General features: G+C 74.1%; 19 protein-coding genes. 7 read left to right on the top strand and 12 right to left on the bottom strand.

Translation table 11 applies throughout. The features are described 5' to 3' along the window. Window positions 1-7 precede the first annotated feature (7 nt). The gene (locus ACGFI9_RS36655) at window positions 8-1,810 is read right to left on the bottom strand and encodes an ArnT family glycosyltransferase (protein WP_393185594.1); all 1,803 of its coding nucleotides are present in this window, start codon (window positions 1,808-1,810) and stop codon (window positions 8-10) included. Window positions 1,811-1,900: 90 nt separating this feature from the next. Then, on the bottom strand, window positions 1,901-2,947 hold the full coding sequence (lipA, locus tag ACGFI9_RS36650; protein WP_393185592.1) for a lipoyl synthase: 1,047 nt from the start codon (window positions 2,945-2,947) through the stop codon (window positions 1,901-1,903). A gap of 355 nt (window positions 2,948-3,302) precedes the next feature. Between lipA and aspS the strand changes: the two genes are divergently transcribed. The 4 genes from aspS (at window position 3,303) to ACGFI9_RS36630 (ending at window position 7,187) form a co-directional block, all read left to right on the top strand. Then, complete coding sequence (aspS, locus tag ACGFI9_RS36645; RefSeq protein WP_393185590.1) at window positions 3,303-4,589, top strand: aspartate--tRNA(Asn) ligase; 1,287 nt, start codon at window positions 3,303-3,305, stop codon at window positions 4,587-4,589. Window positions 4,590-4,673: 84 nt separating this feature from the next. Continuing rightward, window positions 4,674-5,192 (top strand): SigE family RNA polymerase sigma factor, encoded by a 519-nt coding sequence (locus ACGFI9_RS36640; protein WP_393185588.1) that lies wholly within the window; start codon window positions 4,674-4,676, stop codon window positions 5,190-5,192. A 5-nt stretch (window positions 5,193-5,197) separates the two neighbouring features. Further along, entirely contained in the window at window positions 5,198-6,052 is an 855-nt protein-coding gene (locus tag ACGFI9_RS36635) for a hypothetical protein (protein WP_393185587.1), read from the top strand. 106 nt (window positions 6,053-6,158) lie between these two features. Further along, on the top strand, window positions 6,159-7,187 hold the full coding sequence (locus ACGFI9_RS36630; protein WP_393185585.1) for an FUSC family protein: 1,029 nt from the start codon (window positions 6,159-6,161) through the stop codon (window positions 7,185-7,187). Here ACGFI9_RS36630 and nadE read toward each other — a convergent pair. The 4 genes from nadE to ACGFI9_RS36610 are packed head-to-tail and all read right to left on the bottom strand — an operon-like array spanning window position 7,176 to window position 10,995. Next, window positions 7,176-8,051, bottom strand: a complete 876-nt coding sequence (nadE, locus tag ACGFI9_RS36625; protein ID WP_393185583.1) for an ammonia-dependent NAD(+) synthetase — start codon at window positions 8,049-8,051, stop codon at window positions 7,176-7,178. The two genes, ACGFI9_RS36630 and nadE, sit on opposite strands and share 12 nt — an antisense overlap. A gap of 16 nt (window positions 8,052-8,067) precedes the next feature. Then, entirely contained in the window at window positions 8,068-8,460 is a 393-nt protein-coding gene (locus tag ACGFI9_RS36620; protein ID WP_393185582.1) for a VOC family protein, read from the bottom strand. A gap of 4 nt (window positions 8,461-8,464) precedes the next feature. Further along, the gene (gene lipB / locus ACGFI9_RS36615; RefSeq protein ID WP_393185581.1) at window positions 8,465-9,112 is read right to left on the bottom strand and encodes a lipoyl(octanoyl) transferase LipB; all 648 of its coding nucleotides are present in this window, start codon (window positions 9,110-9,112) and stop codon (window positions 8,465-8,467) included. Window positions 9,113-9,171: 59 nt separating this feature from the next. Then, window positions 9,172-10,995, bottom strand: coding sequence for a DUF2079 domain-containing protein (locus tag ACGFI9_RS36610; protein ID WP_393185579.1), 1,824 nt, complete (start codon window positions 10,993-10,995; stop codon window positions 9,172-9,174). 196 nt (window positions 10,996-11,191) lie between these two features. Here ACGFI9_RS36610 and ACGFI9_RS36605 point away from each other — a divergent pair, with 196 nt between their 5' ends. Then, a complete protein-coding gene (locus ACGFI9_RS36605; protein ID WP_393185577.1) occupies window positions 11,192-12,394 on the top strand; it encodes an alpha/beta hydrolase family esterase in 1,203 nt (400 codons plus the stop codon). A 37-nt stretch (window positions 12,395-12,431) separates the two neighbouring features. Here ACGFI9_RS36605 and ACGFI9_RS36600 read toward each other — a convergent pair whose 3' ends face one another. The 4 genes from ACGFI9_RS36600 to ACGFI9_RS36585 form a co-directional block, all read right to left on the bottom strand. Beyond that, window positions 12,432-13,331 (bottom strand): TIGR01777 family oxidoreductase, encoded by a 900-nt coding sequence (locus tag ACGFI9_RS36600; protein ID WP_393185575.1) that lies wholly within the window; start codon window positions 13,329-13,331, stop codon window positions 12,432-12,434. A 240-nt stretch (window positions 13,332-13,571) separates the two neighbouring features. Then, on the bottom strand, window positions 13,572-14,489 hold the full coding sequence (locus ACGFI9_RS36595; RefSeq protein ID WP_393185573.1) for an LLM class flavin-dependent oxidoreductase: 918 nt from the start codon (window positions 14,487-14,489) through the stop codon (window positions 13,572-13,574). A 114-nt stretch (window positions 14,490-14,603) separates the two neighbouring features. Further along, window positions 14,604-15,092: a hemerythrin domain-containing protein gene (locus ACGFI9_RS36590; protein WP_393185571.1), complete on the bottom strand. Its 489-nt coding sequence runs from the start codon at window positions 15,090-15,092 to the stop codon at window positions 14,604-14,606. Between the two features lie 75 nt (window positions 15,093-15,167). Then, the gene (locus ACGFI9_RS36585) at window positions 15,168-15,629 is read right to left on the bottom strand and encodes an SgcJ/EcaC family oxidoreductase (RefSeq protein WP_393185569.1); all 462 of its coding nucleotides are present in this window, start codon (window positions 15,627-15,629) and stop codon (window positions 15,168-15,170) included. A 92-nt stretch (window positions 15,630-15,721) separates the two neighbouring features. Between ACGFI9_RS36585 and ACGFI9_RS36580 the strand changes: the two genes are divergently transcribed. Beyond that, complete coding sequence (locus ACGFI9_RS36580; protein WP_393185567.1) at window positions 15,722-16,171, top strand: MarR family winged helix-turn-helix transcriptional regulator; 450 nt, start codon at window positions 15,722-15,724, stop codon at window positions 16,169-16,171. 12 nt (window positions 16,172-16,183) lie between these two features. Here the strand turns inward: ACGFI9_RS36580 and ACGFI9_RS36575 are convergent, their stop codons facing one another. Both ACGFI9_RS36575 and ACGFI9_RS36570 read right to left on the bottom strand, forming a co-directional pair. Further along, complete coding sequence (locus ACGFI9_RS36575; RefSeq protein ID WP_393185565.1) at window positions 16,184-17,515, bottom strand: low temperature requirement protein A; 1,332 nt, start codon at window positions 17,513-17,515, stop codon at window positions 16,184-16,186. Window positions 17,516-17,561: 46 nt separating this feature from the next. Then, a complete protein-coding gene (locus ACGFI9_RS36570) occupies window positions 17,562-18,128 on the bottom strand; it encodes a TetR/AcrR family transcriptional regulator (RefSeq protein WP_393185563.1) in 567 nt (188 codons plus the stop codon). Window positions 18,129-18,279: 151 nt separating this feature from the next. On the opposite strand from ACGFI9_RS36570, the gene ACGFI9_RS36565 reads away from it, so the two are divergent. Beyond that, window positions 18,280-19,227, top strand: a complete 948-nt coding sequence (locus tag ACGFI9_RS36565; RefSeq protein WP_393185561.1) for an SDR family NAD(P)-dependent oxidoreductase — start codon at window positions 18,280-18,282, stop codon at window positions 19,225-19,227. The last annotated feature ends 144 nt before the right edge of the window (window positions 19,228-19,371 follow it).

Here is a 19,371-nt window from a genome sequence, read left to right as displayed (position 1 = left end):
CGTCGGGTCAGGGGCGGGGCAGGTACACCCGCCAGCCGGCGACGGTGACCAGGTCGAGCGCGCCCGGGCCGGGGCCGAGTTTCCGGTCGAGCCGGGCGGCGAGCGGCGAGCCGACCGGCGCGACCCAGGCCGCCCGGGGGTCACCCGCCACGGCGCGCCGGTACGCGGGCAGCCGGTCGAAACCGGGGCGCAGTTCGTCGTCGACCACCGCGCAGACCACGTTCTCGTTCGTGGCGAAGGTGAGCCGGTTGCACGTCCAGTAGCCGCCGCGCACGTGCCGTACGCCCAGCGCGCCGAGGGCGTCGACGAGCGCGCGGTGCCGATCGGCCTCGGCGTGGACGGCGGGCACGTGCCGTATCGCGGCGGCGGTGGCGACCCCCGCCGTGCCGAGCATCCCGGCCAGCACGGCGACCGCCGCCAGGCCGGCCCACCGGGCACGCCGACCACCCTCGGTCGGGCGGACGTCGGTTGCATCCAGGTCGGCGAGGTGGCGGTGTGCGGCCGCCCGGGACACCGCCAGATCGTCGACCCGGCGTGGAGAGCGGCGCGCGGCGCGCCACAGCGGCCAGAGCAGGGCGGGCGTGGCCACCGCCAGGCAGGACAGGTAGCGGGCGCTCTCCACCGGGGTCCGCCCCGCCGCGTTGCTCACGGTGTACGCCGCCAGTACCGCCGCCGCCCCGGCCAGCAGCGCCAGCCGTACCGCCGCCGACACCCGCCGCTCGTCCCCGCCCGCGACGTCACCGGCGGATCTTGGACAGTTGCCGTTCGTCGCGGACGGAAAGTGTCCAAGATCCGCGGGGGCGACCGGCGCGAGCGTCGGAGCAGCCGTCAACGGGGGTGTGGCGCGGAGGGTGCGCCCGGCGGCGACCAGGCCGAACACGAGCAGGATCGGGAAGCCGGCCGCCCACCAGAGCTGCCAGCCGGCGCAGTGGCCCGGCGAGCAGAAGCCCATGCCCAGCGGCGGCCCGAGCACCAGGCCCCCGTACAGCCGCTCGGCCCAGCTCGCCGCCGCCTCGCCGGCGCTGGCCCCGAGCACCGCGGCGAGCGGGTTCCGGCCCTGCCGGAGGCTGTCCAGCAGCATCGGCGTCGCCCCCAGCAGCAGCGTGCCCGCCACCACCAGCCCCGCCCGGCCGGCCAGCTCCCGCCGCCGCCAGGCCACCAGCACCACGCCGGTGGCCAGCACGTACGGCAGGATCAGCGGGTCGACCCAGAGCATCAGCCCGGACACCCACCCCCACGCCGCCCAGCGGGGCAGCCGCGCCCGCGTCCGGTCGGTGCAGAGCGCGACGGTGAGCAGGGCGAGCGCGACCCCGGCCGGGTTCAGCTCCGGGTAGCCGCCCCCGGCGATGAGCTGGTTCTTGATCACCCGGTCCGAGCCGAGCGCGAGGAAGCCGACGACCAGCAGGCCGAACCAGGGATCCCCGCCGAGCCGGCGGGTGAGCCGCCAGGACAGGGCGAGGAAGAGCACGTACAGAGCCAGGGTGGGCAACCGCAGCGCGAGCACCGACGGCCCGGTGAGCGCGACCAGCGGCGCGGCCAGGTACGCCTCCAGCGTCCCCATGTAGGCCTGGCCGTAGAACCAGACCGGGAAGTCCTCGCCCCGGGCGATGTGCAGGGCGGCCAGCCCCATGGTCGCCTCGTCGCTGTTGCTGGGCGGGGCGTCGGCGAGCAGCAGGGCCAGCCGGTAGCCGACCGCGGCCACCCCGACGAGCAGGGCGAGCAGCACCGGCAGCCGGGGACGCCGGGGCGTACGCGGGCGGTGAACCTCGCGTGACTCCTGGCGTACCCCGGCGGTCATCCCTGCGATCATGGCATCCGGACGGTGGCCGGCGGGGGGTGACACGGCCGGCGACCCCGCTCGGCCTCGGCCGGCGGGTCACGCGACGCGTCGTGGCCGGCCTCAGCCGGCGGCGACGGCCCCCTCGCGGGCGGACAGGGCCTGCTGGTAGAGCCGCCCCGCCCGGTACGAGGAGCGGACCAGCGGGCCGCTCATCACGCCGGCGAAGCCGATCTCCTCGGCCTCCTCGCGCAGCTCGACGAACTCCTCCGGCTTGACCCAGCGGGTGACCGGGTGGTGCCGGGGGGAGGGGCGCAGGTACTGGGTGATGGTGATCAGCTCGCAGCCGGCCTCGTGCAGGTCGCGCAGCGCCTGGGAGACCTCGGCCCGCTCCTCGCCCATGCCGAGGATCAGGTTGCTCTTGGTGACCAGGCCGGCGGCGCGGGCCTGGCGGATCACGTCGAGGGAGCGCTCGTAGCGGAACGCCGGCCGGATCCGCTTGAAGATCCGCGGCACGGTCTCCACGTTGTGCGCCAGCACCTCGGGACGCGACCCGAAGACCTCGGCGAGCTGCTCCGGGACGGCGTTGAAGTCGGGGATCAGCAGCTCGACGCCACACCCGGACTGCAGGGCGTGGATCTGCCGGACCGTCTCGGCGTAGAGCCAGGCGCCGCCGTCGGGCAGGTCATCGCGGGCGACACCGGTGATGGTGGCGTAGCGCAGGCCCATCGCGGCGACCGACTCGGCGACCCGGCGGGGCTCGTCGGCGTCGAACTCGGCCGGCTTGCCGGTGTCGATCTGGCAGAAGTCGCAGCGCCGGGTGCACTGGTCGCCACCGATGAGGAAGGTCGCCTCCCGATCCTCCCAGCACTCGTAGATGTTGGGACAGCCGGCCTCCTGGCAGACGGTGTGCAGCCCCTCGCGCGAGACCAGCCCGCGCAGCTGGGTGTACTCCGGCCCCATCTTGGCCTTGACCTTGATCCACGGCGGCTTGCGCTCGATCGGCGTCTCGGCGTTGCGCGCCTCGATCCGCAACATGCGCCGCCCCTCGGGGGCGACGGTTGCGGTGCGCGCGGCCGGCTCAGTCCTCGGCGCGGAGTGCTCGATCGTCACAAGGCCGAGCGTACGCCGGTCGGTGGCCGTCGATGGACCTCGGGCGACCGCCGTCACGCCGCAGACCTTGTGACACCGGACACCTGTGACGAAAAAAGGGCGTCACACCGCCCGGTGCGGGGTGCTAGCGTGCCGGGCAAAGCTGCGACGGAGCCGAGTAGCGCGCCGACCCGCCAGCGCAGAGAGCCGCCGGTTGCTGGAAGGCGGTCTGGCGCCGGTGCGTGAAGACCCTCCTGAGCTGCGGGAAGAACGGCCCTGCCGCCCAGTAGACCCCGCCGGCTGGCCCCCGACACGGGCGACGAACGAGGCTTCCCGCTGACGCGGGAAGCGAAGGTGTGGTGGCACCGCGAGGATCCCGCTCGCCCACACCTCCCTGGGGATCGCGTTGCGATTGATCAAGGAGGTACCCACCGTGCAACGCATCCTTTCCATCCAGCTCAGCCACCATGTCGGCAGGTCCGTCCGGGTCGCCGGCTGGGTGCACCGCCGCCGGCTGCTCAAGTCGGTGGCCTTCCTGATCGTCCGGGACGCCGCCGGCCTGGCCCAGGTGGTGGTCACCGACCCGGCCGTGCGCGCGACCGTCGAGTCACTGCCGGAGGAGACCGTCGTCGAGGTCACCGGCACGGTGGTCGCGAACCCGACCGCCCCCGCCGGGGTCGAGGTCGTCGAGCCCACGGTACGGCCGCTCGGGCCGCCCGCCGTGCCCCCGCCGTTCGACCTGTACCGGCCGGCGCTCACCGCCAGCCTGCCCACCCAGCTCGACCACGCCCCGACCGCGTTGCGCCATCCGACCCGCTCGGCCGCGCTGCGGATCTCGGCGGCGGCGGTGGCCGGCTTCCGGGCCACCCTGGACGCCCGCGACTTCGTGGAGATCCACACCCCGAAGGTGGTCGCCTCGTCCACCGAGAGCGGGGCGAACGTCTTCGCGCTGGACTGGTTCGGCCGGCCCGCGTACCTGGCCCAGTCGCCGCAGTTCTACAAGCAGCTCATGGTCGGCGTCTTCGAGCGGGTGTACGAGGTGGGGCCGGTGTTCCGGGCCGAGCCGCACGACACCGTCCGGCACCTGGCCCAGTACACCTCGCTCGACGTCGAGCTGGGCTTCGTCGCCGACCACCGGGACGTCATGCGGGTGTTGCGCGACGTCCTGGCCGGGATGCTGGGCGCGGTCCGCGGGCGGGCGGGCGGGGCGCTCGGCACGCTCGACGTCGAGCCGCCCGAGGTGCCGGCGGAGATCCCGGCGGTCCACTTCACCGAGGCGCTGAAGATCGCGGGGGCGCCGGCGGACGAGCCGGACCTGGCCCCGGCGCACGAGCGGGCGCTGGGCGAGTGGGCCCGCCGCGAGTACGGCTCCGACTTCCTCTTCGTCACCGGGTACCCGATGGCGAAGCGGCCGTTCTACACCCACCCCGACCCGGCCCGGCCGGCCTACTCGAACGGCTTCGACCTGCTGTTCCGGGGCATGGAGCTGGTCACCGGCGGGCAGCGGCTGCACCGGTACGAGGACTACCTGGCGGCGCTGGCCGCGCGCGGCGAACCGGTCGAGCCGTACGCCGGTTACGTGGACGCGTTCCGGCACGGCATGCCCCCGCACGGCGGCTTCGCCATCGGCCTGGAACGCTTCGTCGCCCGGCTGACCGGCGCGGCCAACGTCCGCGAGGTCACCGCCTTCCCGCGCGACCTGCACCGGCTGACTCCCTGACGCCGCGGAAAAAATCCGGGGGCGCGGGTAAACCTGCCCGCGCCCCCGGCCCGTGTAACCGGCGAGGGAGAGGACACGCAGCGGATGCACGGGGATGACGAGCGGCAGTTCACCAGCTGGGTCGACGCGCGGGCGCCCGCGTTGCGGCGCACCGCGTTCCTGATCTGCGGCGACTGGCACGCCGCCGACGACGCCGCGCAGACCACCCTGACGAAGCTCTACCTGGCGTGGCCCCGGCTGAGCCGACGGGACGAGATCGACGGGTACGCCTGGCGGGTGCTGGTCCGCTCCCTCACCGACGAGTGGCGCCGGCCCTGGCGCCGGCGGGAGCACCCGGTCGACCTGGTGCCGGACCGGGCGGCGGCGGACGACCCGACCGCCCGGCTGGACCGGCAGCGGCTGGTGCTCGACGCCCTGGCCGGCCTGCCCGGGCGGCAACGCGCCGCGCTGGTGCTGCGGTTCTGGCAGGACCTGTCGATCGAACAGACCGCCGCCGCGCTGGGGTGCAGCGCCGGCGCGGTGAAGAGCCACACCGCCCGGGGCCTGCAGACGTTGCGCGGGCGCCTCGGGGACCAATTCCTGGTCGAGTCGGAGGGAGTGTGAACGACATGGAGGAGCGGGATGTCCGGGCGCTGCTGTCCACCGCGCTGGGCACCGAACCGCCGAGCCGGTTCGACACCGTGGGGATCGTGGTCCGGGGGCGTCGCGCCCGGAGCCGCCGGCGGCTGGCCGCCTCGGGCGGCACCCTCGTGGCCGTGGCCGCGCTGACGCTGCCGCTGATCGCCACGGCCTCGCCATCGGGTACGCCGACGGCCGCCCCACGATCACCGAGCCCGACCGCGTCGCCGGTCCCGTCCGCCACGCCCACGCCGTCACCGAGCGCCACGCCCCGGCCGACCGCCTCGCCGTCCGGGCCGCCGCCGGGCCGGGTCGTGCTCACCGCCGGTTGCGCCACCGCCGACCCGGCCGCAGCCGCCCCGGAAGAGCACGGCCTGCCGGGCAACCAGAACAAGCTCATGGACGTCTGGGACCGCCTCAACCCGGTGGCCAACCGACAATTCGGTGCCGTGTACGCCGGCGCGGTCCTGGCCAGCCCCCGGGACCGGCTCATGGTGTACCGCAAGCCGTCGAACGCGTTCGACCGGTGGGTGCGGCGCGAGTTCGCCCGCGACTGCGTGGAGGTGCGGGACGCCGCGTACTCCGCGCGCGAGATCCGCGCCCGTTCGGACGAGATCCTGGCCGACCGGGCGTACTGGCAGCGCCGGAACATCAACCCCGCGCATTTCGAGTTGGACGACACCGGGCAGGCGCTGACGGTCGGGGTCATCGGTGACCTCGAGCGGGCCCGGGCCGAGTTTCCCGCCCGCTACCGCCGTGGCGTACCGATCGTGATCATTGAGGCCCCGGACATCAGCTTCCTCCGCGAGGACGCATGGGCGACCGGATCGCCCCAACCCGGCTGAGCCAGCGCCCGGCGACGCCGCCCCTCCCGGCGGAGTGATCACGCCCGACATCCGGGTACCCCTGGTGGCCGGCGGGCCGGCGGTCACCAGGGAGTAAAGGGGCGGGATGGGCGAGCAGGTGCGGGCGACGCTGCGCGGCCTGCTGCACGTCCGCCCGTTGGCCGGCGCGCGCCGGGTCGCGCTGCGGGCCGGGATCAGCGTCCTCGTCCCCCTGCTCGCGGTCCTCGCGGCGGGCCACCCCGGCTGGTCCGTGTACGCGGTGTTCGGGGCGTTCACCTCGCTCTACGGCCGCAACCACGTGCACCTGTCCCGGGTGGCGATGCAGGCGAGCGCCGGGGCGGCGCTCACCGGGTCGACCGTCCTCGGCGTGCTCGTCGGCTCGGTGGGGCCCCGGGCGTGGGTGGCGGTGCCGGTGGCCGCGGCCGTCGCGGCGCTGGGCGCCGTGCTCGCCACCGCGCAGGACTGGCACCCGCCGGGGCCGCTGTTCCTCGTGTTCGCCTTCGGGGCGGTGGCCTCGGCCCCGCACGTGCTCTCGGACGTGCCGGTCGCCGCCACCGTGGCCGCGCTGAGCAGCCTCTTCGCGCTGCTGGTCGGGAACATGGGCAGCCTGCTCCGCGGGCAGCGGAGCCGCCCGGCCCGGCTGGCCCACGTGTGGAGCTGGGAGCCGGCCCGGTACGCCCTGGCCGTGCTGCTGGCCGGCGGCACGGCGACCGCGGTGGGGATCGGGCACCCGTACTGGGCGATGGTGGCGGCGGTCGCCCCGCTCAGCGCCGAGGGCCTCGCCGCCCAGTTGGTCCGCGCCGCGCACCGGATCCTCGGCACGCTGCTCGGCCTGCTGACCAGCGCGATGCTGCTCGCACCGCACCTGTCGCCGTACGCCACCGTGCTCGTGGTGGCGGTGCTGCAGATCGTCACCGAGCTGCTGGTGGGGCGGAACTACGGCCTGGCGCTGCTGTTCATCACCCCGATGGCCCTGCTGATGGGGCAGCTCGCGGTGGCCCGCCCGGCCGGGCAGCTGCTCTTCGACCGGGGGGTGGAGACGGTGATCGGGGCCGGCATCGGCGGCGCGATCGTGCTCTGCGAACCGTGGCTGCGCTCGTGGATCACCGCCGGCGGGCGGGAATCAGACGGGTGACCCGACCGCCCGCACGCCCCCGTCCACCACGTCCCCGGGCGCGATCGGCAGGCGGCGCTTGTGGTCCGTGGCCCGGTAGCGGGCCTCCAGCACCGCTGCCACCTCGGCCGGGACCGGCCGGCCCTCCAGGTAGTCGTCGATGTGCTCGTACGCCAGGCCGAGCGCGTCCTCGTCCAGCTTGCCGGGGGCGAGGCTCTCCAGGTCGGCGGTGGGCGCCTTGCCCACCAGCTCGGCCGGCGCGCCGAGCGCAGCGGCGAGCGCCCGCACCCGGCGCTTGGTCAGCCCGGTCAGCGGGACCACGTCCGCCGCCCCGTCGCCGTGCTTGGTGAAGAAGCCGGTGACCGCCTCGGCCGCGTGGTCGGTGCCGACCACCAGCCCGTCCATCGCGCCGGCCACCGCGTACTGGGCGATCATGCGCTGCCGGGCCTTCACGTTGCCGTGCACGAAGTCCTGGTGGGCGGCGTCCCGGAAGGTCAGGCCGGACGCCGTCAGCGCCGCCAGGGCGGCGTCGCTGGCCGGCTTGACGTCGACCGTGAGCACCCGGTCGGGCCGGATGAACTCCAGCGCCGCCTGGGCGTGGTGCTCGTCGGCCTGCACCCCGTACGGCAGGCGCATCGCGACGAACACGGCCGGGTGGCCGGCCTCGCGGGCCCGTTCCACGGCGAGCTGGCAGAGCCGCCCGGCCGTGGTGGAGTCCACGCCGCCGCTGATGCCCAGCACCAGCGTCGCCAGTCCGGTGTCGACCAGGCGGTCGGCGAGGAAGACCACCCGCCGCTCGATCTCCGCGGCGGCGTCGAAGGTCGCCGGCACCTGGAGCTCCTCGGCGATCTGCTGCTGGGTCGACGTCGACAGCACGTCGGTCATCGGGGTCCTTTCCGGGTCAGGCGGGGCCGAGCAGGTCCCAGGGGTTGCCGGCGAGGTCGCGGAAGACCGCGACCCGGCCGTACGGCTCGGTGCGGGGCGGCTTCACGAACTCGACCTTCGCCTCGACCATTCGGCGGTAGGTGGCGTCGAAGTCGTCGACCCGGAGGAAGAAGCCGACCCGGCCGTGGGTCTGGTCGCCCACCGCCGCCTCCTGCCGCTCCCCGTCGGCGCGGGCCAGCAGCAGGCCGGTGCCGCCGCCCGGCGGGCGGACCACCACCCAGCGCTTCGGCCGGCCGTCGTTGGTCAGGGACGGCTTGTCCTCGACCAGTTCGAAGCCGAGCACCTCGGTGAAGAAGGCGATCGCCGGGTCGTACTCGGCGACGACGAGGGTGACGAGATCGAGCCGCACCCGGTCAACCCTGGACCCGGACGATGGTCGGCAGGTGCCGCTCCACCACCGGGAGCACGTCGGCGACGGTGACCGGGCGGCCCAGCTCGGCGGTCAGCGAGGTGGTGCCCGCGTCCCGGATGCCGCACGGCACGATCCGGTCGTACCAGCTCAGGTCGCAGTCGCAGTTGATCGCGAAGCCGTGCAGGGTCACGCCCCGGGCCACCCGGATGCCGATGGCGGCCACCTTGCGGGCCGGACCCCGGTCGTCCTCCGGCACCCAGACGCCGCTGCGCCCCTCTACCCGGCCCGCGGCCAGCCCGAACTCGGCGCAGACGTCGATCAGCATCTGCTCCACCCGCCGCACGTACGCGACCACGTCGACCGGGTCGGGCAGCGTGACGATCGGGTAGCCGACCAGCTGCCCCGGCCCGTGCCAGGTGATCTTGCCGCCGCGGTCGACGTCGATGACGGGGGTGCCGTCCATCGGGCGGTCCCACGGCTCGGTCCGCTTGCCGGCGGTGTAGACGCTGGGGTGCTCCAGCAGCAGCACGGTGTCGCCCTGCTCGCCGGCCACCACGGCCTCGTGCAGCCGGCGCTGCTCGTCCCAGGCGGCCTGATAGTCGATCACACCGGCACGGACGGCGGTCAGCCCGGAAGTCGTCACGCTCACGCGTCCAGCCTAGACCCGTCGCCCCTGGCCGGGCGGCGTGAGCCTCGTCGCGTTGACGCTCAGGCCGGGGGCACCTTCCAGACCCAGACGTCGTCCACCCGCTGGGGCGGGCCGAGCAGCGCCGTCGCGGTACGCAGCAGGGCCTCCTCGTCGACGTCGTACTTGGCGCCGTGCACCCGGTCGGCCAGCACCACCGTCTCGACCCGCCAGTAGTGCAGGTCGGCCAGGGACTGCTGGATGCTGCCCTCGGTGATGATCGGCACCAGCCCGGTCCGCCCGGCCTGGTCCATCAGCGAGTCGAAGGTCCGCGGCACCGGTCCGATCCGTCCCCGGCCGTCCGGTCCGCCCGGCCCGAGGAAGAAGCCGGACGGGATCCGGAACTCGCCCTGCCGGTGCGCCAGCGCGTACGCCTGCCAGCGCTGCCCGTCCGGGTAGACGTCGACGGTCAGCGGCAGCGGGGTGAGCACCCCGCCCGGGGAGACGTACCGCTGCCAGGTGCCGCTGGTGATGAACGCCGGGACGGGTTCCCGGACGCTGGTGAGCAGCGGGGTGGGCAGCAGCGGCAGCAGCGCGGCGGCGAAGCCGACCGCCCAGGCCAGCTCGGCGGCGCGGTGCCGGGGCGGCCGGGTGCGCAGCCGGTCGACCGTGTACGCCAGCAGCAGGCCGAGCACCGGCGCGACGACCAGGGCCAGCCGGGACGGCAGCGCGGCGTTGATCACCGGCAGGTTGTCCAGCACCCCGAACGGCAGGAGCTGGTCGGTGCGCCGGCCGTTCCACTTGGCCTTCGGCCCCCAGGAGAGCACCGCGAAGACGACCGTGGTGGCGCCCAGCGCGGTCAGCGTGGCCCGGAACGCCCGGTCGGCCCGGGTCCAGAGGAAGGCGAAGCAGGCGACCGCGAGCAGCAGCAGCGGAAGGCCGAAGAAGGAGTTCTCCTCGGTCGGGTTGGGGGCCAGCGAGGTGCCCAGCCCGGCCCAACCGGCCAGGGACCGGCGCGGGTAGGACCCGTACGCGGCGATGTCCTCGGAGTGGATGAGCGGGTCGAAGCCGGTGCCGTGGAAGCGCTGCGGACCGGCGAAGTGCAGCCACAGCGGGTACGCCAGCAGCACCCCGGCGACCACCGCGGTCACCCCCAGCCCGCGCAGGAAGTGCGGCAGCCCGGCCCGGACCTCGTCCCGCCGGGCCGGATGCAGCGCCCAGATCAGCAGGAAGAAGGCGAGCGCCAGCGCGGTGAAGAAGAGCCCCTCGGCGGCGATGAAGAAGGCGGCCGCGACCAGCACGCCGAGGACGATCCCGCCGCGTACCGCGCGGCCGGGGCGGCGCAGCCGGAACAGGCCCCAGATCAGTAGCGGAACCAGCCAGCCGGCGGTCCAGTTCAGGTGCGCGTTGGCGTGCGACACCATGGCCGGGCAGTAGGCGATGAAGAGCCCGCCCACCCCGGCGGCCAGCCGGCTGCCCACCAGGTACCGGCTGAGCAGCCAGTACCAGGCCACCGCGGTGGCGGCGAGGTTGAGGGTGAGGATCACCAGGAACGTCGCCGGCGGCCCGATCAGGTACGTCAACGGCGCGAAGACCACCGCGTACACGGTGATCGAGGTGTTGACCGCGAGGTTCACCCCGTGCGGGACGTTGATCAGGTGGGTGAAGAGGGGGTTCTCGCCGTGGGTGACGGCGTGCCCGCCGAAGGCCAGCAGCCACTCGAACAGCGCCTGGTCGCTGGAGTTCACCGTGATCGTGCGGCTGTTCGGGTCCCGCCACATCCCGCTGGTCACCCAGAACGCCAGGGCCACCGCGGCGAGCAGCACCACCAGGTCGGCGCGCCGGTCCCGGGCGGCGGGCGCGGACGCGGGCGACGGGCCGGTGGCCACGGACGGGGAGGAGGGCACGGAGCGGACGTTACCAACCGGACCTGGACACGCCGGTCAGACACGGAACCTTGACCGCTGATTGCTCCGACCCCGCCCGCACACTTCGGCGGTCATGAATGTGTGAACGGCGGCCATTCCGGGCCGGGAAACACGGACGTAACGTCTCGGCAACTCGGGGGTGACCCAGTTCACATTTCGTCGTCAGGAGGTCGCCGTGCGCCGCTCCTCATCCCTTCTCTCCCGGCTCGCCGGGGCGGCGGCCGGCGTCGTGCTGGCCGCCGCCGCGGTGCTCACCGTCGCCCTGCCCGCGCAGGCCGCCACGCTCACCCAGGTCACCGGCTTCGGCTCCAACCCGGGCAACCTCGCCATGTACGCGTACCGCCCGGACGGCCTGCCGGCCAACGCGCCGGCCGTGGTGCTGCTGCACGGCTGCACCCAGAACGCCTCCGGCTACTTCACCAACTCCGGCTGGCAGAAGTACGCCGACCTGTGGAAGTTCGCGCTGATCGTGCCGCAGCAAGCCTCGGCCAACAACTCCAGCTCCTGCTTCAACTGGTTCCAGACCGGGGACACCACCCGCGGCCAGGGCGAGGCGCTGTCGATCAAGCAGATGGTCGACTACGCGAAGACGAACTACGGCGTCGACGCGGGCCGGATCTACGTCAGCGGGCTCTCCGCCGGCGCGGCGATGAGCGCCGTCATGCTCGCCACCTACCCGGACGTCTTCGCCGCCGGCTCGGTCATCGCCGGCCTGCCGTACCGCTGCGCGACGGACACCACCAGCGCGTACAGCTGCATGAACCCCGGTGTGGACAAGACCCCCGCGCAGTGGGGCGACCTGGTGCGCAACGCCTACTCCGGCTACACCGGCCCGCGCCCCCGGGTGGTGATCTGGCACGGCACCTCGGACACCACCGTGGCGCCGCTGAACGCCGTGGAGTCGCGGGACCAGTGGACGAACGTGCTGGGCGTCTCGCAGACCCCGACCAGCACCGCGTCGCTGCCCGCCGGCACCAGCCTCGAGGTGTACGGCAACGACCAGGTCCGCCTCTACCGGGTCTCCGGGATGGGGCACGGCACCCCGGTGGACCCGGGTTCGGCCACCGACCAGTGCGGCACGGCCACCGCGTACTTCCTGGACACCATCTGTTCGACGTACCGGGACGCGCTCTTCTTCGGCCTCGACGGCGGGACCTCGCCCAGCCCGACCCCGACCGCGTCCCCCACGCCCTCGCCGACCTCCTCGCCGGTCTGCGTCACCGCCAGCAACTACGCCCACGTGAGCGCCGGCCGCGCGTACCAGTCCGGCGGCTACGCCTACGCGCTGGGCAGCAACCAGAGGATGGGCCTCTACAACACCTTCTACATGACCACCCTCAAGCAGACCGGCCCCAGCTACTGGGTCATCGGCTGCTGACCGCGACGCCGGTGCGCCCGCGCCGCCCTCACCCGGCTCAGTCGGCGAGGGCGGCGTGCAGCGCGCTCGGCAGGTCGCGGTGGGTCCAGTCGAAGCCGGCCTTGGTCAGCACGCCGGGGAGGACCCGGGCGCTGGTCAGCGCCTCGTGGGCGAACCCGCCCAGGGCGATCCGCAGGGCCAGCGCGGGGACCGGCACGAGCGCCGGCCGGTGCAGCTGGCGGGCCAGTTCCCGGGCGAACTCGGCGTTGGTGACCGGGGCCGGACCGACCACGTTGACCGGGCCGGCCAGGTCGTCGCGGGCCAGCAGGAACGCCATCGCGTCCAGCCAGTCGCGCATCGAGATCCAGGGCATCCACTGCCGGCCGCTGCCCAGCTTCCCGCCGACCCCTAGCCGGAACGGGAGCAGCTGCGGCTTGAGCGCGCCGCCCTCACGGTCCAGCGGCAGCCCGGTGCGCAGCCGCACCACGCGTACGCCGGCGTCCTCGGCCGGGCGGGTCGCGGCCTCCCAGACCCGGCAGACGTCGGACAGGAAACCGTCCCCGGCGGGCGCGTCCTCCTCGACCACCCGGTCGCCGGTGTTGCCGTACCAGCCGACGGCGGAGGCGTTGAGCATGACCGCGGGCCGGTCGGCGGCGGGCAGGCCGGCCATGGTGATCGCCAGCGTGGTGGTGGTGTCCACCCGACTGGACCGGATCACCTTCTTGTACGCGTCGTTCCAGCGCTTGTCGCCCACCCCGGCGCCGGCCAGGTTGACCACCGCGTCGGCGTCGGCGACCACCTGCGGGTCGAGATGCGCGGCGGACGGGTCCCACTGCCGCTCGTCCGCGGTCCGGGGTGCGCGGCGGACCAGACGGGTGACCTGGTGCCCGTCCGCGGTGAGCCGGTCGACCAGTCGGGTGCCGAGGAAGCCGGAGACGCCGGCCATGAGGATCCGCATGTCCATATCTTCGGATACGGGGCCGGCCCCGGACGGGTTGAGCGAAATCACTCACACGTCACCACTCACGGTTGAGGAGATCCTGGTCGAAGCAACTGCCGGAAGGGCGCGACAAGACCTGAGACGGATATGTCTCTGAGTCATAAATATGTCTCAGAGACATATCGCTCTTGAGGGCAGGCGTCTCCTCACGCGACACGCCGACGCACCGCAGACGGTCACGCGGCGAGTTGCGGGCGATCACCCACCGAGGCGGGGGAGCAGCGGGCCGAGCGGGTCGACGGCGTCGGCGCGTACCACGAAGCGGGTGATCCCCCAGCGGCGCCGGTGCTGCGCGACCGCCGTGACGATCTCGTCGGCCGTGCCGATCAGCACGAACGGGGTGGCCAGCAGTTCGGCGGTGGTGAGGCCGGTGTGGGCGGCGATCGACGCGGCGGCGGCCTCGGCGTCGTCGGTGACGGTGACCTGCTGGACCAAGGCCTCCAGGGCGGGCGGCGCGTCCCGCCCCGCCGCGCCGGCGGCCACGTGGTCGAGCTGCGCCTCGATCTGGTCGGCCCGCCACCGCACGGTGTGCGTGTGCCCGTCGGGGAGGGTACGCCCGAAGCCGGTCAGCCCCACCACGTCGGCCTGCCCGCCGGCCCAGCGCAGCAGGGTGGAGTTGGCCGTACCCATGGTGAGCGGGACCCGGGCCTGGACCGGCCGCAGCTCGGTGAGCCGGGCGGCGTGGGCGGCCAGCTCCGGGGTGTCCACGGTGACCTCGTCGCCGGCCAGGAGGGCCTGCACGGCCTCGGCGACGGCGACGCAGCGACGCACCCGGCCGGCCACGTCGGGGCGTTCGCGCCCGACCGCGCGCCACTCGGCCGGGGTGTGGCCCGCGCCGAGACCGAGCCGGGCCCGGCCGCCGGAGACCACGTCCAGGGTGGCCACGTCGGTGGCGAGCAGGACCGGCTCGCGGACGCCGGCGTTGGAGACGTACGAGCCGAGGCCGAGCGTCGAGGTCACCCCGGCCGCGGCCGCGAGGGCCACGAACGGGGACGCGCCGTGGCCGGGATGGTCCGCGGCCAGCAGGGCGTCGAAGCCGGCGGCCTCGACGCGGCCGGCCAGGTCGGCCCAGCTCGCCGCGTCGGTGGGTCGGGCCTGTACGGAGAAGATCGCCATCGGCCCAGCATGGTCGCCGCCCCGCCGTCCCGGCCAGTTCGCCGGGGCCGATTCTGCCGACGGCCGAACCCGGGCCGGGGCCGGGCGCGACCCGTCACGCCGGGCCTCGCCCGTTCACCCGGTCTCGTCGTCGGGCGGCGCGACGCCGAGCAGTTGCACGGTGTCGCCGGTCAGGCGGCTCAACGCGGCGACGAGTTTCCGTTCCTCGTAGGTGAAGTGCGATTCGAGCAGCCCGGCCAGGCCGTCCAGCTCGGCCCGGACCGACCGGCCGTCGCCGCCCTCGGCGAGCAGTGTCTCGACCCGGGTGAGGATGGCCGCCACCGTCTTGTGGTCCGCGCTCAGCTCGGCCAGCACCGGCCGCAGCTCGGGCACCTGGTCGGCGAGGACGCGGAACGCGCCGCCGTCCTCGCCGGTGTGGTGCCGGTCCAGCGCCGCGCAGAAGCCGACGCAGTGTGCCCGCAGTTCGCGGGTCAGGCCGGCGCCGCCGGGGGAGTCCAGGCCGGCGCGGAGGCGGGCCAGCTCATCGCGGAGCCAGTCGTGGATCTCGATCAGTTGGGTGCCGAGGGCGGTCAGCCGCGCGCTCGGTGAGTCGGATGGGTGCACATGGTCCCCTGCCGTTCCGCGCCTCCATGCCCACGGCGGCCTTCGTGCCGGGTGCACCGCGACGCTCCGGGCAGTCTAGGTGAGCCGGACGCCCGCCGGCCGGGTCGCGGGCTGCAGGCGGAACGAGATGCCCTCCATGAGGCGCTGGTGCCGGGTGTTGTGGAAGGCGGCGACGCGCCACCGGTCGTCCGTCGTACGGACCAGGGTCCAGGTCTGGACCTTGTCCGGCTTCGCCCGGCCGCCCTTCCCGGTGGCGCCGCGGCTGACCAGCACGGCGACGTCGTCGGTGAGGAACCGCAGCTCGACAACCTCGACCGTCAACCGGGTGCCCTTGAGGAAGCTGTCGAAGAGCGCCTGGTGCGCCGCGCCGATCTCCGCCGCCCCACGGTAGTGAGTGCCGACGTAGGTGACGTAGCTGGCGTCGTCGGTGAAGCAGGCGCCGTAACCGGCGCCGTCGCCCCGAGCCCAGCTGTCGGCGAGCCGGTCGAGCAGGGCGTGGATGGCCTCGGTGGCGGGGTGGATGTCGGTCCGTCGCATGATCTAACCTCCAAAGGGAACGCTGCATCAGAGAAGAGTCTTCTTAGGAGAAGTATCTTCTTCAAGGAAGAGACTAGAGAGGGGGTCTCTCCGTGTCAACGGGGGAGATGCGGCCGGAGGCCGCTGTGATCTACCGGCGCTACCTCAGCGCCGTGCTGCTGCACGGTCACGCCGGCGCCAGGGAGTGCGGCCTCGGCGGCACGGACCTCTACGCGCTCAACATCCTGGAGCTGGCCGGCCCGATGACCCCGGGCGAGCTGGGCGCGCGTGCCGGCCTGACCACCGGGCCGACCACCCGGTTGATCGACCGCCTGGCGGCGGCCGGGTACGTGCGCCGGGTGCCGTCGTCGGACGACCGGCGGAAGGTGATCGTCGAGCTGGTCGGCAAGCCGGCCGGGCTGGACGAGGTGCTGGACCCCGCCCGGCAGCGGATCGGGGAGATCCTGCAGGGCTACTCCCCGGAGCAGCGGGACGTGCTGTTCGACTACTTCACCCGGGCCGCGCGGGCGTACGAGGAGGCCGCCGCCGACCTCCGCGGCTGAGCGGCCCCTCGGTCACTCGCCCTCGTCCCGCTCGTGCGGCTCGTGCCAGCGGGCCCGCCAGGCCGCCTCGTGCGCCTCGTGGCTGACCCGCTCCTCGAAGACGAGCTTGCGCAGCGCCCGCCGGCCCTCGTCGAAGATCACCACCTCGGCGGCCACCATGCCGACGCAGATCACGGTGATCAGGGCGAGGGCGCCCAGCGCGGGGAGCCGGTCGGCCACCGGGATGCTCACCGCGAGCAGGATCACCGTGCCGACCCGGGTCCAGCTCACCGTGCGCAGGGTGCGAAGCTGGAACAGCATGTTGCCGCCGAGGTAGAGGATCACCCCGCTGAAGAGCAACGGCTCGCCGGGTCCCTTGGTGGGCAGCCCGATGGGGACGTGCGGGTCGGCTATCTGGTGCACGATCTCCTCGGCGCCGAGGGCGAAGAGGATGATCCCGGCGATCATCGGTAGGTAGAGGTAGGCGTAGGCGTCGCGGGCCATGGCGACCCGCGGACCGTCCTCGGCGGCGTGCAGGGCGATCCGGGCGGCCGGCCCGATCATGTCGTAGTGCGCCCACCAGAGGGCGGCGGTGAAGACGATGCCGAGCACCGCCGCCGCCACCGCCGGCCAGGTCGGCGGCTGACCCAGCAGGTTGCTGCCGACGCCGACCGAGATGACCGACTCACCCAGGGCGATGATCAGGATGAGGTCGTACCGCTCGGTCCAGTGCTCGGCGGAGGCCACCCCCCAGCCCCAGGTGCCGGCGAGGATGCCGGTGGTGTACTGGAGCACCACCACCCCGGCCCACAGACCGTCCCGGACCACCGCCGCCGAGGTGAGGCCGTCGAGTTGCGGCGGGACCAGCGCGGCCACTCCCAGCAACAGGGTGCTGCCGATCACCTCCGGGGCGAACCGCATCAGTTGCCGCCGCTCGTTCGGGCTGTCCCGTACGGCGTGCCGGTAGAGCAGCAGGTGCACCGCGCGGATCACGGTGTAGCTGACCGCGGCGACGATCGGCCCGGCGGCGTTGCCGCGGGGATCCCGGAAGGCGTTCGGCAGGGACAGGGCGAAGGTGAACAGCGCCGCCATGCCGAGGGTCATCAGCACCGGCACGAAGCCCTCGCCGAGCCGGACCCGGGTGGCGACCACGCTGTGCACCACCCAGGCCCACCAGAGCACGGCGAGGACCAGGAAGGCGTGCAGCAGCGCGCCGCCGGTGATCTGGAGCGCGGTGGCCCGGGTGATGATGAAGAACGAGAAGACGAAGACCAGGTCGAAGAAGACCTCGAACCGGTCCACCCGGGCGCCCGGGGCGACGGGCACGGCCGGCCCGAGCCGCCGTCGCCTCCCGAAGCCGCTCACCGGGAGAGTCTTTCAACGGCCGGACCGTGGCCGCGCCGGAATCGACTCAGCCCGGGCGGTGGCGCAGGCCGTCCATCAACAGGTCCAGCAGGCGGCCGGCCTGCGGGCGCTGGTCGGGCCCGCCGGCCACCAGGGCCACCCCGTTGAGCCCGGCCAGCACGTCGGCGGCGGCCACGTCGGCGCGTACGGTGCCGGCGGCGGCGCCGGCCGCCAGCAGGTCGCCGAGCGCGGCGAGCAGCCGGTCCCGGCTGTGCGCGTACGGGTTGGCGCCGGAGGCGATGGCCAGGCGCAGCGCGTCGGCCATGCCGCGCTTGGTGGAGAGGTAGTCGACGAAGCGGTCCATCCAGGCACGTACCGCCTGGTCGGGCGGCCCGGCGGCGAGCAGGTCCGGGACCGCGTCGCAGAGCTTGGCCAGCTCGTTGCGGTACGCCGCCTCGATGAGCGCCTCGCGGGTGGGGAAGTGGCGGTAGAGGGTGCCGATGCCGACCCCGGCGTCGCGGGCGATCCGATCGAGGGTTACCTCGGCCCCCGCCTGGGAAAACGCGCGTACCGCGGCGTCCAGCAGCCGCTGCCGGTTGCGGAGCGCGTCAGCGCGCAGCGGTCGGTCGGACACGTCTCCTCCTTCGGGTGGTGCGGTGCGCGGGCGCGGTCGGTTGTCAAACGGAGGAGCCTCCGGTTAGGCTCGGTCACGTAACGGAGGATCCTCCGCTTCTCATCGTACCGGCGGGACGACCGGTCCGCGCCGACGCCGACAAGGATGGATCATGACCACCAGCACACCCGTCAGCACCCCGTTCTCCCGCGAGACCACCGCCCTGGAGGTGGTCCGCGACCTCGACCTGACCGGCCGGCGGGCGATCGTCACCGGCGGTGCCTCCGGCATCGGCGTGGAGACGGCCCGGGCGCTCGCCGCCGCCGGCGCCGACGTCACCCTCGCCGTCCGCAACCCGGAGGCCGGCCAGGCGGCCGCCACCGACATCACCGGTACGACCGGCAACGAGCAGATTCTCGTCGCCCCGCTCGACCTCGCCGACCTCGGCTCGGTGGCCACGTTCGTGCGGACCTGGGACGGCCCGCTGCACATCCTGGTGAACAACGCCGGCATCATGGCGTCCCCGGAGATGCGCACCGAGCAGGGCTGGGAGATGCAGTTCGCCACCAACCACCTCGGGCACTTCGCGCTGGCCACCGGGCTGTACCGCGCCCTGGCCGCGGCCGAGGGTGCCCGGATCGTCTCGGTCAGCTCCTCGGCGCACCTGCGCTCGCCGGTGGTGTTCGAGGACATCCACTTCCACCAGCGCCCGTACGAGCCGTGGGCGGCGTACGGGCAGTCCAAGACGGCGAACGTGCTCTTCGCCGTCGGCGCGACCCAGCGGTGGGCGAACGACGGCATCTTCACCAACGCCCTCATGCCGGGCGCGATCCGGACGAACCTCCAGCGCTACATCACCGACGAGGACCTGGCCCGACTGCGCGCGGAGAGCGGCGGGGGAGCCGAGCCGAACTGGAAGAACCCCGAGCAGGGCGCGGCCACCTCGGTGCTGGTCGCCGCCTCGCCGCTGCTCGACGGCGTCGGCGGGCGGTACTTCGAGGACTGCCAGGAGGCCGGCCCGAACCAGCCCGGCACCCGCACCGGCTACGCCCCGTACGCCCGCGACCCGGAGGCCGCCGAGCGGCTCTGGGAGGTCTCCGAGGCGCACCTGCGCGGCTGATCCCGGACAGCACGAGGGGCGGGGGGGGGGGGGCGCCCGCCCCCCCGGGGGGGGGCGGGGGGGGCGCCCCCCCCCGCGGCGGGGGGGGGGGCCCCCCCCCCGCCCCGCCCCCCCCCGGCCCCGGGCGCGGCGCCCGCCGCGGGA

Source organism: Micromonospora sp. NPDC048930 (assembly GCF_043197935.1).
Taxonomy (GTDB): domain Bacteria; phylum Actinomycetota; class Actinomycetes; order Mycobacteriales; family Micromonosporaceae; genus Micromonospora.
The sequence above is the reverse complement of the archived record's forward strand: the minus strand, read 5'-3'. Positions and strand labels throughout refer to the sequence as shown.